The 12,944-nt window shown below is 59.3% G+C and carries 12 protein-coding genes; 8 read left to right on the forward strand and 4 right to left on the reverse strand.

All coding sequences use genetic code 11. From position 1 onward, the window contains the following. The first annotated feature begins 7 nt into the window (after positions 1-7). The 3 genes from NUW46_RS01130 to NUW46_RS01140 are packed head-to-tail and all read left to right on the forward strand — an operon-like array spanning position 8 to position 3,572. Positions 8-775, forward strand: a complete 768-nt coding sequence (locus NUW46_RS01130) for an SDR family NAD(P)-dependent oxidoreductase (RefSeq protein WP_222465872.1) — start codon at positions 8-10, stop codon at positions 773-775. Between the two features lie 19 nt (positions 776-794). Further along, a complete protein-coding gene (locus tag NUW46_RS01135) occupies positions 795-1,853 on the forward strand; it encodes a phosphotransferase (protein ID WP_418141161.1) in 1,059 nt (352 codons plus the stop codon). 54 nt (positions 1,854-1,907) lie between these two features. After that, a complete protein-coding gene (locus tag NUW46_RS01140; RefSeq protein WP_418141162.1) occupies positions 1,908-3,572 on the forward strand; it encodes a long-chain fatty acid--CoA ligase in 1,665 nt (554 codons plus the stop codon). Between the two features lie 48 nt (positions 3,573-3,620). On the opposite strand, the gene NUW46_RS01145 is transcribed toward NUW46_RS01140, so the two are convergent. From NUW46_RS01145 to NUW46_RS01155, 3 genes are all read right to left on the reverse strand, one after another. Further along, on the reverse strand, positions 3,621-4,076 hold the full coding sequence (locus NUW46_RS01145; RefSeq protein ID WP_209399272.1) for a MaoC family dehydratase: 456 nt from the start codon (positions 4,074-4,076) through the stop codon (positions 3,621-3,623). Positions 4,077-4,193: 117 nt separating this feature from the next. Beyond that, entirely contained in the window at positions 4,194-5,336 is a 1,143-nt protein-coding gene (locus NUW46_RS01150; protein ID WP_418141163.1) for an acyl-CoA dehydrogenase family protein, read from the reverse strand. Positions 5,337-5,346: 10 nt separating this feature from the next. Then, a complete protein-coding gene (locus NUW46_RS01155) occupies positions 5,347-6,543 on the reverse strand; it encodes an acyl-CoA dehydrogenase family protein (RefSeq protein ID WP_418141164.1) in 1,197 nt (398 codons plus the stop codon). Positions 6,544-6,840: 297 nt separating this feature from the next. Here NUW46_RS01155 and NUW46_RS01160 point away from each other — a divergent pair, with 297 nt between their 5' ends. From NUW46_RS01160 to oadA, 5 genes are all read left to right on the forward strand, one after another. Continuing rightward, positions 6,841-7,167, forward strand: a complete 327-nt coding sequence (locus NUW46_RS01160; RefSeq protein ID WP_418141165.1) for a hypothetical protein — start codon at positions 6,841-6,843, stop codon at positions 7,165-7,167. Between the two features lie 72 nt (positions 7,168-7,239). Beyond that, positions 7,240-7,839, forward strand: a complete 600-nt coding sequence (locus NUW46_RS01165; RefSeq protein ID WP_153634255.1) for a hypothetical protein — start codon at positions 7,240-7,242, stop codon at positions 7,837-7,839. A gap of 157 nt (positions 7,840-7,996) precedes the next feature. Beyond that, entirely contained in the window at positions 7,997-8,308 is a 312-nt protein-coding gene (locus NUW46_RS01170) for a hypothetical protein (RefSeq protein ID WP_418141166.1), read from the forward strand. Positions 8,309-8,388: 80 nt separating this feature from the next. Beyond that, positions 8,389-9,810, forward strand: a complete 1,422-nt coding sequence (locus tag NUW46_RS01175) for an acetyl-CoA carboxylase biotin carboxylase subunit (protein WP_418141167.1) — start codon at positions 8,389-8,391, stop codon at positions 9,808-9,810. A 21-nt stretch (positions 9,811-9,831) separates the two neighbouring features. Then, on the forward strand, positions 9,832-11,631 hold the full coding sequence (oadA, locus tag NUW46_RS01180) for a sodium-extruding oxaloacetate decarboxylase subunit alpha (RefSeq protein WP_418141168.1): 1,800 nt from the start codon (positions 9,832-9,834) through the stop codon (positions 11,629-11,631). A gap of 80 nt (positions 11,632-11,711) precedes the next feature. Here the strand turns inward: oadA and NUW46_RS01185 are convergent, their stop codons facing one another. Next, complete coding sequence (locus NUW46_RS01185) at positions 11,712-12,881, reverse strand: acyl-CoA dehydrogenase (protein WP_418141169.1); 1,170 nt, start codon at positions 12,879-12,881, stop codon at positions 11,712-11,714. Positions 12,882-12,944: the final 63 nt, after the last annotated feature.

Consider the following 12,944-nt stretch of genomic DNA (forward strand, 5'->3'; position numbering starts at 1 on the left):
TCGAACCATGACCAATTCGTTGTTTGATATGACCGGCAAGGTCGCTGTCATTACCGGCTCAACCAAGGGCATTGGCCGCGCTATTGCCGAGGAAATGGCACGTCTCGGCGCCCGGGTGGTGATTTCCAGCCGCAAGGCGGACGCCTGCGAGCAAGTGGCTGTCGAACTGAAAGCGCAGGGTTTCGAAGCCATGGCCGTGCCCTGCCATGTGGGCCGGAAAGACGATTTGCAGAATCTGGTCGACCGGACCAACGAAGCCTGGGGCCCGATCGACGTGCTGGTGTGCAACGCGGCCACGAACCCCGTTTACGGCACCACGGCGGAGATGACCGATGAGGCCTGGAACAAGATCATGGACACCAACGTGAAGGGCACCTTCTGGCTCACCAACATGGTCCTGCCCCAGATGGCGGAGAAGGGTGAAGGGGCGGTGGTTCTGCTGTCCAGCATTGCCGGCCTTCGGGGAAACACCACCATCGGAACCTACGGGGTGTCGAAAGCCGCCGAGGCGGCCCTGGCCCGCAACCTGGCGGTGGAGTGGGGGCCAAAAGGGATCCGCGTTAACAGCATCGCCCCGGGTCTGATCAAGACCGACTTCGCCAAGGCCCTCTGGGAGGATCCGGTTCGGGTGAAGCGGGCGGAGGACAAGACCCCGCTGCGCCGGATCGGTGATCCGGTCGATATCGCCGGCCTGGCCGTGTTCCTGTCCACCAGGGCGAGTGCGTACATCACCGGCCAGGTTATCGTTGCCGATGGTGGCGAGACCATTTGCTAACGGACTCTATAGAGACGCTATGACAACAGCACCAGAGCTGGTAGACGTTTTACCGGCACACAGGTTTGACGAGGAGCGGCTGCTGGCCTGGCTTCAGGCAGAACTGCCCGAGGTGGGTGAGCGGCTGGACGTTCGGCAGTTCCAGGGTGGACAGTCCAACCCGACGTTCCTGCTGGATACCGATGGCGGGCAATACGTCCTGCGCAAGAAGCCGCCCGGGAAAACACTTCCCTCGGCCCATATGGTGGAGCGCGAATACCGGGTTATGAAGGCCTTGGCAGACCACACCGGGGTACCTGTTCCCAGGGTGAGGGTGCTGTGCGAAGACAGCGCCGTTGTCGGGACACCGTTCTATGTCATGGACTTTCTGCACGGCCGGATCATCAGTCATTCGGCATTGCCTGACCTGGTCCGGGAGGACCGCCTGCTGGCCCACCGCTCGGCCGTCGATACGCTGGCGACCCTGCACTCGGTGGACGTGAACGCGATCGGCCTCGGAGATTACGGCCGTCCGGAAGGTTACGTGGCACGACAGGTAGCCCGGTGGAGCAAGCAGTATCTGGCTTCGAAGACGGACGAGCTGCCCGCCATGGACAAGCTCATGGCCTGGTTGCCGGAGAATATTCCAGCCGCGGACGAAACCGCCATCGCCCACGGCGACTACCGGTTCGGCAACCTCATGCTGGCGCCGGACAAGCCCGAGGTGATTGGGATCCTCGATTGGGAGCTGTCGACGCTGGGCCATCCGCTGGCGGATCTGGCCTACTTCTGCCTGCCGTACTATCTGCCCTCCGATATGGAAGGCATGCGCGGTTTGCAGGGAGAGGATCTGGAGGCATTGGGTATTCCCGATGAACAGACGACGATCGCCCGCTACTGCGCGCAGACCGGGCGCGACGGTATTGATGACTGGCACGTGTTCCTGGCGTTTTCCCTGTTTCGGCTGGCTGCGATCCTGCAGGGGGTCTACAAGCGGGCGCTGGACGGTAACGCCGCCAATGCCAACGCGCTGAATGTCGGCAGGCGGGCCAGCCTGTTGGCGGACATCGGCTGGCAGATTGCCAGCGAGCACCAATGAATAATAGCTGGCTGCACCTGTGGCCGACTGACTGAACTCTGGAGAGCAACACGCATGTTCACACGCCATTTCAAGGTCTGGCCCCGAGAACTGCCCAAGACCATGACCCTGCCGGAAACCAGTGTTTTCAGGAACCTGGAAATATCTGCGCTCCGCTACCCGGACCATAACGCGATCATCTTCTACGATGCGCCCCTTACCTACCGACGTCTTCTGTCGGAAGTGGAAACCATGGCGGGCTACCTGCAGTCACAGGGCGTCGGGAAGGGGGATCGGGTGCTGCTCTACATGCAGAACTCGCCGCAGTACGTGATCGCCTACTACGCCATCCTGAGGGCAGACGCCGTGGTGATTCCGGTCAATCCGATGAACCGTGCCGCCGAGCTCGAGCATTTTATTGCCGACACGGGAGCCTCAATCTGCCTGGCCGGCCAGGAGCTGGCGGACTTCATCATTCCTCTGTTGCCGGAAACGGATCTGAAGCAGGTTGTGGTGGCCTCCTACAGCAGCTACATCAAACCGGATACCGATCTCGATCTTCCGGCGGAAGTTGCGGCCCCGGTCTGGTCCCGGGGTGTACGGGGTGTGGTGACCTGGGAGGCTGCCCTGGCGGCCGGGTACGAGCCGTCAGCCCACACGGCTGGACCTGCCGATCTGGCCGTCATCCCCTACAGTTCGGGTACGACCGGTGCGCCCAAGGGCTGTATGCATACCCATCGCTCGGTCATGGCAACGGCGATGCACCGTGCCTTCTGGAACCTGAGCACACCGGATACGGTGCAACTGTCCACACTGCCGTTCTTCCATGTAACCGGCATGACTGGCTCCATGAACAGTCCCATCTACAGCGGTTCGACGTCGGTGATCATGACACGCTGGGACCGCACTACGGCTGCCCGTCTGATCGAGCGCTACCGGGTCACGGGCTGGACCAACATCGTGACCATGGCGGTGGACTTCCTGTCGAATCCGGACATTGGCCAGTACGACCTCAGCAGCCTGAATACCATCGGCGGTGGAGGCGCCGCCATGCCAGCGGCGGTGGCGGAAAAGCTGAAAACCATGACTGGGCTGGATTATATCGAGGGCTACGGCCTGTCCGAGACCATGGCCGCTACGCACATTAACCCGGTCAAGCAACCCAAGGCCCAGTGCCTGGGTATCCCTGTTTTCGATGTGGACAGCCGGATCATCGATGTGGATACCCTGGAGGAAAAGGGCCCCGGTGAAACCGGTGAAATTGTATCGTCTGGCCCGCAGGTCACCATCGGGTACTGGAACCGGCCGGCGGAAACCGAAGCCGCGTTCGTGGAGATCGACGGCAAACAATTCTTCCGAACAGGGGACCTTGGCTATTACGACGAGGACGGCTATTTCTTCATGGTGGATCGGGTCAAGCGCATGATCAACGCGTCCGGTTTCAAGGTCTGGCCCTCCGAGGTGGAGGGTCTGATGTACCGGCACCCGGCCATCCACGAAGTCTGCATCATCTCTGCACCAGACCCGAAACGGGGTGAAACGGTCAAGGCCTGCATTGTCCTGACATCCGAGGCGGAGGGAAAAACCTCGGCAGAAGACATCATCAACTGGTGCCGTGAGCAGATGGCGGCCTACAAGATACCGACCATTGTGGAGTTTGTGGAGGCACTGCCGAAATCCCCTACTGGCAAGCTGATGTGGCGGGCCCTGCAGGAAGAGGAATGGAAGCAGAATGCCTGAACAGGCGGAGAGTCGAGCCTCGTTCGGGCTCCCGCCGATCCGGGCCCGTCAGGCAACATACATCATCAGAGTCTCTGCCACACAGGCAGGCCTGTCTTCACCCCGGATCTCAATAGTGGTCTTGTAGGTGGCTAGCTGGCGCTGATCATCCACCTGATCAACAGAGAGTAGTTCCACGCGGGTACGAATGTCCGAGCCGACTTTCACCGCCGATGGGAAGCGCAGCCGGTTCAATCCGTAATTGATGGTGGCGGACGGCCCGATCACTCGTATTGCCTGGGGGTTCAGTTTCGAGATGAGCGAGACCGTGAGATACCCATGGGCGATGGGGCTTTTCCAGGGTGATTCGCGCCTGGCCCGCTCAACATCAATGTGAATCCACTGGTGATCACCGGTCACATCGGCAAAGGCATCGACCATCTCCTGGGTGATGGTGAGCCAGGGGCTGTGGCTCTCCAGTTGCCCCGCCAGACCTGCCAGTTCCGTAAGATTTATCTCTTTCATGAGCGCTCCCTGGTGATAACCGTTGTCCGCCTCCGGATTAAAAAAGGGGTGGTCTGGCGACCACCCCTCAAAAAGGCCTCAAAATGACAAGGCCCCAGGCTCACTGATGAGGGGATTCTAGCTTGCCTGTAAAAGAGTGGCGTAAGCCTCCAGGTGGAAATCGTCATCGCCGAGCTGATGATTGATCATCACCAGGCGCTTGGCGTAGTGGGCGAAGTTGTACTCCCAGGTCATGCCGATACCGCCGTGGGATTGGACGCCCTGTTCGGAGATGAACTGGCCGCTGCGGCCGATCACGTTCTTGGCGGCGGCCAGGATTCGACGGCGTTCGTCGCTCTGGGGCTCGTCGGCGACGCTAGCCGCCAGGATGGCCATGGAGCGGGCCTGTTCCAGCTCGGACATCATGTCCACCATCCGATGCTGAAGCACCTGGAATTTGCCGATGGGCACGCCGAACTGCTTGCGCTGCTTGAGATACTCCAGAGTCAGGTCACAGGCCACTTCCATGGCGCCTACGGCTTCACCGCACAAGGCGGAAATGGCGCGTCCGGTCTGGTATTCAATCACTTCGGCAGCTTTGCCTTCCTCGCCGAGCAGGGCTTCGGGACCCAGCTGAACGTTGTTCAGGAACAGGTCACAGCCTTTGGAACCGTCAATCGTCGGATAAGTCCGGCGCTTGAGGCCTTCGGCGTCAGCCGGAATCAGGAACAGGCTGATGCCATCTGCATCGCGGCTGTCACCGGAAGTTCGGGCAGATACCACCAGCACGTCGGCACAATGCCCGCCGATCACGACCGCCTTGCGACCATTCAGCAGGTAACCGTCACCGGACTTCTCGGCGCGGGTTTCCACATCGTTCAGGTTGTAAAAGCTCTGGGCCTCCTGAAGTCCAACAGCAGCGCGAAGCTCACCGCTGGCAATGCCGCCAAGCCACCGTTCCTGTTGTTCGCTGTTGCCGGCCTGGCTGATCAGCCCGCCGCCCAGAACCACCGATTGTAGATAGGGCTCAACGCAAAGGCCGCGGCCCAACTCGGTCATCACGCTCTTTACTTCAACACCGGTTCCGCCAAAGCCCCCCAGCTCTTCCGGGAAGGGCACGGCGGTCAGGCCCAGCTCACCCAGCTGTTTCCAGAAATCGGCGCTGAAGCCCAGCTCCGATTCGCTGAACTCAAGGCGCTTTTCAAAACTGTATTCACCGCGTACCAGGCGGGCCACGGTGTCCTGCAGCATCTGCTGCTCTTCATTCAGTCGGAAATCCATGGTCGCCTCCTTAAAGCCCGAGAATCATTTTCGACACGATGTTCTTCTGGATCTCATTGGACCCGCCGAAAATCGACAGCTTGCGGTTGTTAAAGTACTGGGGAGTAATCGGGGCGGCGTTTTCGTCCGACAGGAAGTCGCCCTCGTAATCCAGGTCCAGTTCCTCTTCCACGAAGGGAATGGCGTAGGGGCCAATGGCCCGGCGAGCCAGATCGTTAATGGTCTGGCGAATCTCGGTGCCGCGGACTTTCAGCATGGAGCTTTCCGCTCCCGGCATGCCGCCGCCCTCCACGGACGCGATGATCCGCAGGTTGCTGATTCCCGCAGCCATCAGGTCAATCTCAACCTGGGCAATGCGCTGGCTGAATGAAGGATCCTCAATCAGCGGGCGACCATTTTTGATCCGGCGGGTTGCCAGCTCCTTCAGGTGCTGCAGCGCAGCCTTGGAAATGCCAATGCCGGCCAGGCCGGTTCGCTCGTATGTGAGCAGGTACTTGGCGTAGGTCCAGCCCTTGTCTTCCTCGCCCACCAGGTTTTCTACAGGAACCTTCACGTCCTCGAAGAACACTTCGTTGACTTCGTGCTCGCCGTCCAGAGTGATGATCGGGCGCACGGTAATGCCCGGGGTGTTCATGTCGATCAGCAGGAAGGAGATGCCCTCCTGGGCCTTCACTTCGGTGTTTGTGCGAACGAGGCAGAAAATCATGTTGGCGTGCTGGCCCAGGGTGGTCCAGGTTTTCTGGCCATTCACAATGTAGTGGTCGCCCTCGCGCACGGCCCGGGTCTTGAGTGAGGCCAGGTCCGAACCGGCGCCCGGCTCGGAGTAGCCCTGACACCACCAGTCTTCGCCGCTGAGGATTCTTGGCAGGTACCTCTGCTTCTGCTCTTCGGTTCCAAACTTGATAATCACCGGCGCCACCATGTTGACGCCGAAAGGCACGGAACGGGGCGCCCCATAACGAGAGGATTCCTCATCCCAGATGTGCTTCTGAACCGGGCTCCAATTTACACCGCCGTATTCTTCCGGCCAGTGAGTGGCGTACCAGCCCTGCTCGCTGAGTATTTTCTGCCAGCGCTGGTGGTCCTCCTTGGACAGCCGGCGGAACCCTTTTACCTTGGCGGAGATATCCCCCGGCAGCTTTTCATCCAGGAACGCGCGGACCTCATCACGGAAGGCGAGCTCCTCGGTAGTGTAATTCAAGTTCATGAATAGCCTCTCTTGCTTCAAAGCGAAAACATATACCGCGTGGCAGAATATCTACATATTCGGAGATAAGAGCGGTACATGTCAATATAAATGCAAAAGTGTGTACCGCTAGGCGAAACATGGTATTCGGTGAGGAAGTAAAATCCAGGGCTTACCGAAAAGTCTTTCGCTGTCCATGCACTCTGAACCCCGTATTACATTGCGGAGTTTTAACCCGGAGTTGAGCTTGCATCCGGCCTGAAAGGCTATATGTTTGTATGAGCAAGTGCCTTTCCGCTATCAGCGCAGACACCAATTATGGCGAGTTGTTCCGTTAACAGAAGCACCCTGAAGTTCAGCCTGCTGGCATTGCTGGTGACAGGCCTGCTTGTGGTGTTTCTCAATGGAACGTCGCATCCGGCACTGGATCCCCAGCTGGACGATCACTTTGCCCCCACGCTGATTTCAGTGGATGGGACAAGCGACCCTTCGTCGCCAGATGCATCTTTCTCGATCACCTCGCCCCTTCTGTTCCCTGCAGGGGACTTCCGGGCCGTCTACTCGGCCAGCCTCGACTTTATCCAGCCACCGTTCCGGCTGCTGAGCTATCCGGCGCTACCTCAGGGACCTCCCAGTCTCGTTTAACTCTGACCATTGCGGATTTGTCCCTGCAGACGCAGGGGTCTCCAACCTGAATTCAGATTTACGAGGTTTGTCATGAACAGTGTATTCAACGCATTGCCAGTTCAGGATCTGGCGCGGACCGGCGCGCTGCCTACCGCAAAACCCCAGTCCCACATCGGAAGCGACGATTCGGCCGTTCACCTGCTGAGGGATTTCGCTGAGCATAGATTGTCCGTCTTGAGTTCCGATATGTCCGTGTCCGAGGCGAGGCTGTGGATGAGGCTCGCCGACACGTCCTTTAAAGTAGTGGAAAACCAGGCGGGCGATTGCCTGGGGATTCTGGCCATCGAGGATGTGAATGGAGAGAAGGCCATGAGTGTCGCCAATCGACAAGGCGTCCCCCTGAAGGACGTTCGAGTGCGGGATATCATGCGCCCGATAAGTGAGTTGCCGGCTATTCATTATCGGGATTTGCGCGCGGCAACCGTGGGAGATCTGGTGAGCACATTCCGTGAAGTCCATGAGGGGTATCTGCTTGTGCTGGATGACGACAGGCGTCAGCCTTCACGTTCCTTTCTGCGCGGGCTGGTTTGTGCAGAGGAGCTGTTGCAGCGACTGGATCTCGCCATCGACCTGGATCACCGGGCAACCAAGTTCTATGAGATTGTCCATGTGGTGAAAGGCGGCTTCTGACCTGGTTGATGTCTCCGGCGCAAATGAGGCGCCGGAGACACGTTGTTTTCAGCAATAGCATCGAAAAAATCGATGTTTCTGGCCCAGAAAACCGTATTGAACCGATGCGGTAATCACGTGACACTCTCTACGACTTTAGTCACACCAAAGGACGCCCATGCAGGACGCCCAACAAAAATGCCGGATGCGAGTTCCAAGCCTCTTGATGATTCTGGCATTGGGCCTGATTTCACTGCCTACCCATGCCTCAGACGCCACCCCAGCTCCCCTGTTCTGTGAGTCGGGTTTCTGCCCGCTATTGTTGGATGTGACAAGCGACGGAGGTCTGGAGGGCGGGCTCTGCGATGGCAACCGCTCACAGGGTTTCAGTCTTCACCAGAACGGCATTCTTTCAGGTATCAAAGGCTTCTCGGGACTGGTCCATTGCGCCAGTTTTCCGGTCTTGCCGCAGGCGCCACCTGTCACCTGAGCGCCCAAGTCCAGAGGGCGTGCCTGCCCTTAGCAACCACCTTTCGACTCAAATGACTTCCATCACCTGGAGGATTTTCCATGGCTATACGGAAGCTGCTGATCGCCAATCGCGGAGAGATTGCGGTCAGGATTGCCCGGGCCTGCAGTGAACTGGGTATACGCTCAGTTGCCATTCATTCGGAGGCTGACGAGTACTCCCTGCACGTCAAGAAAGCCGACGAAGCCTATCAGATCAGCAAGGACCCCCTGTCGGGTTACCTGAACCCCCACCATATTGTGAATATGGCAGTGGAAACCGGCTGCGATGCCCTGCATCCCGGTTACGGATTTCTGTCCGAGAATGCCGAGCTTGCAGCTATCTGCGAGCAGCGGGGCATCACCTTTGTGGGGCCTTCTGCGAACGCGATTTCATCCATGGGCGACAAGACTCAGGCGCGCCAGACCGCCGTTGCTGCGGGCGTGCCGGTGACTCCAGGGTCGGAAGGCAACCTTGCTGATGTTGAGGATGCCGTGGCCCAGGCCGCCGATATCGGCTACCCGGTGATGCTGAAGGCGACCTCCGGTGGCGGCGGGCGAGGTATTCGCCGGTGCGATAACGAGAAGGAGCTGCGCCAGAACTACCAGCGGGTAATCTCCGAGGCCACCAAAGCGTTTGGCAGTGCCGAGGTTTTCCTCGAGAAATGCATCATCGAACCCCGTCACATTGAGGTGCAGATTCTGGCCGATACCCACGGCAACGTTGTGCATCTGTACGAGCGGGATTGCTCCATTCAGCGCCGCAACCAGAAACTGATTGAGCTGGCGCCGTCGCCGCAGCTGGAGGAAAGCCAGCGCGAATACATCGGTGATCTGGCCAAGCGGGTGGCGAAGCAGTGCGGGTATGTGAATGCCGGCACCGTTGAGTTCCTGCTGGACCACGACGGCAGTTTCTACTTCATGGAAATGAACACCCGGGTCCAGGTGGAACACACCATCACCGAGGAAATCACCGGGGTGGATATCATCAAGGCCCAGATCCGGATCGCGGCCGGAGAACCGCTGGGCCTCAGGCAGGAAGACATCTCCTACCGGGGATTCGCGGCCCAGTTCCGTATCAACGCCGAGGATCCGAAGAACGGCTTTCTGCCGAGTTTTGGCCGCATCAGCCGCTACTATTCAGCCGGCGGCCCGGGCGTGCGTACCGATGCCAATATGTACACCGGTTACGAGATTCCTCCTTATTACGACTCCATGTGCGCCAAGCTGATTGTCTGGGCCATGGATTGGGACGAGCTGATTGCCCGCTCCCGACGTGCCCTCGGGGATATGGGCATCTATGGCGTCCAGACCACCATTCCTTATTACAAACAGATTCTCGAGCATCCGGATTTCCAGGCCGCCGACTTCAATACCGGCTTTGTTGAACGCAACCCCCAGTTGCTTGAGTACAGCAGCAAAACCCGCCCGGAATCCATCGCCACAGCCATTGCCGCCGCCATCGCGGCGCAGGCGGGCCTGTAAAAGAACATCGGAGAGATCCCAATGACCAAGCGCAAGATTCATATTACCGACGTTATTCTCAGGGACGCCCACCAGTCTCTGATCGCCACCCGCATGCGTACCGAAGACATGCTCCCGGCCTGTGAGTGGCTGGACCAGGCCGGCTACTGGTCCCTGGAGTGCTGGGGCGGCGCCACGTTCGACGCCTGTGTACGTTTTCTGAAGGAAGATCCCTGGGAGCGCCTGCGGACCCTGAGAAAGGCCCTGCCCAACACCCGTCTGCAGATGTTGCTGCGCGGCCAGAACCTGCTGGGTTATCGCCATTATGGTGATGACGTGGTGGAGGCATTCGTAGCCAAGGCTGCCGAGAATGGCATGGATGTGTTCCGCATTTTTGATGCCCTGAACGATGTGCGCAATCTCGAGACCAGCATCAAGGCGGTCAAGAAGGCCGGCAAGCACGCACAGGGCACTATCTGCTACACCGTCAGCCCGGTGCACAGCACCGATGCCTATCTGGAGCAGGCCAAGGCCATGGCCGACATGGGCGCGGACAGTATCGCGATCAAGGACATGGCCGGGCTGCTGACGCCGGCGGTAACCGCCGAGCTGGTCGGAAAACTGAAGCAGACCCTGGATTTACCGGTGTTCCTGCACTCCCACGCCACTTCGGGCATGGCGCCCATGTGCCAGTGGGCGGCCATGGAAGCCGGCGTTGACCATATTGATACCGCCCTGTCGGCCTTTGCCGGCGGCACCAGCCATCCGCCCACGGAATCCCTGGTGGCGGCACTGCATGATGCCGGCCTGGAAACCGGCCTGAACCTGGAGCTTCTGGATAAGGCAACACGCCATTTCCGGGAAGTGCGCAAAAAGTATCACCAGTTCGAGAGCGCCTATAACGGCGTTGATACCTCGGTGCTCCTGTCACAGGTACCTGGCGGAATGATGTCCAACCTGGCTAACCAGCTGAAGGAACAGGGTGCGCTGGATCGTATCCAGGACGTCTTCGAGGAAATTCCACGGGTACGCAAGGACCTCGGTTACCCGCCCCTGGTCACACCCACCTCCCAGATTGTGGGTACCCAGGCGGTGATCAACGTGCTGGCGGGCAAGCGCTACGAGTCCATCACCAACGAGGTGAAGAAATACCTCCAGGGCTGGTACGGCCAGGCTCCCGCTGCGGTCGATAAATCACTCCAGCAGCGCGCCGTCGGCAAGGAGGACCTGGTTGAAGAGCGCCCCGCCAACCTGATTCCCCGGGAGCTGGACGAGTTGCGCAAACAGGTGGGCGATCTGGCCACCAGCGAAGAGGATGTGCTCACCTACGCCATGTTCCCGGATCAGGCCAAGGCGTATCTTGAACAACGCCGGGACGGTACGCTGCAGCCGGAACCCCTGGAACCGATCCCCACCGGTTCATCAGGCGGTGCTGTCTCCAGCAAATTCAAGATCACGGTTCATGGCGAGAGCTACGATATCCACGTCACCGGCGCCAACCCCTCCGGAGAGAATGAGCGTCGTTTCTACATGACCGTTGATGGAGTTCCGGAGGAAATTCACCTGGCTTCACTGGGCGAAGATGGCGAGGGCGCCCGCTCCAGCGGTGGCCGGGCGACCGCCACCAAGGAAGGTCACGTGACCACGAGCATGCCGGGCAACATCGTGGATGTGCTGGTGAAGGAGGGCGACGAGGTTCAGGCTGGCGACCCGGTGCTGATCATCGAGGCCATGAAGATGGAAACCGAGGTGAAAGCCACCATCTCTGGCACCGTGCAGAGCGTCGCCATCAAGAAGGGAGACCGGGTTGTTCCCGGCGAAGTGCTGGTGGATATCGAATAAGGAACAACGTCTGCCGAACCCAAAAAAGCCCCTCATGATGAGGGGCTTTTTTATTACGTGTTAGTCGGCTGGAGCAGGAATCAGCTGAACGCTGCGATACCGGTCTGGCCACGGCCCAAGATAAGCGCGTGGACATCGTGAGTGCCTTCATAGGTGTTCACGGCTTCCAGGTTCATCACGTGGCGAATCACGTGGTACTCGTCGGAAATGCCGTTGCCGCCATGCATGTCGCGGGCAACGCGGGCAATATCCAGCGCCTTGCCACAGTTGTTGCGCTTGAGCAGCGAGATGGCATCCGGCGTGACGGTGCCGGCATCCATCATGCGGCCCAGTTGCAGTGCGGCCTGCAGGCCAATGGTGATTTCGGTCTGCATATCTACCAGCTTCTTCTGTATCAGCTGGTTGGCGGCCAGGGGTTTGCCGAACTGCACCCGCTCCAGGGTATAGTTCCGGGCCGCGTGCCAGCAGAATTCAGCCGCGCCCAGTGAACCCCAGCTAATGCCGAAACGGGCCTTGTTAAGGCAGCTGAACGGGCCTTGCAGGCCTTCCACCTCAAGGTGGTTCTCCTCCGGAACGAACACCTCGTCCATAAAGATGGAGCCGGTTTCCGAGGCCCGCAGGGAAAACTTGCCTTCAATCTTCGGGGTGTCGAGGCCCTTGGCGCCCTCACGCTCGATCACAAAGCCGTTTACCTTGCCGTCCAGTTTGGCCCAGACCACGCAGACATCGGCAATCGGCGAGTTGGTGATCCAGGTTTTGGAACCGCTCAGCAGGTAGCCACCGTCCACTTTCTTGGCCCGGGTTTCCATGCCGCCGGGGTCGGACCCGTGATTGGGCTCGGTCAGGCCGAAACAGCCGACGTACTCGCCGGAAGCCAGCTTGGGCAGGATGCGCTTCTTCATCGCTTCCTTGCCGTAGGAATAGATCGGATACATGACCAGAGAAGATTGAACGCTCAGGGCCGAGCGGTAGGCTGAATCCACCCGTTCCACTTCCCGCGCTATCAGTCCGTAGCAGACATGGTTCAGCCCCGGGCCACCGTACTCTTCAGGCAGGGTCGCACCCAGCATGCCGAGTTCCCCCATCTGGTTGAAGATGGAGCGGTCGAACTTTTCGTGCCGGTTGGCCTCGGTGATACCGGGCATAAGTTGCTCATCACAGAAGCTGCGGATGCTGTCTCGGACCTGACGCTCCGTTTCGTCCAGTTGACCGTCGAAATCGAGCAAATCATTCCAGGGTGCGGAAGCCATTATGTACTCTCCTGAAAGCGAATATCGAAAGCCCGACGCTAGGGGCGAGGGACCAATCTGTGC

Origin of the sequence: Marinobacter sp. MA (assembly GCF_048298425.1) — a bacterium.
GTDB lineage: Bacteria > Pseudomonadota > Gammaproteobacteria > Pseudomonadales > Oleiphilaceae > Marinobacter > Marinobacter salsuginis.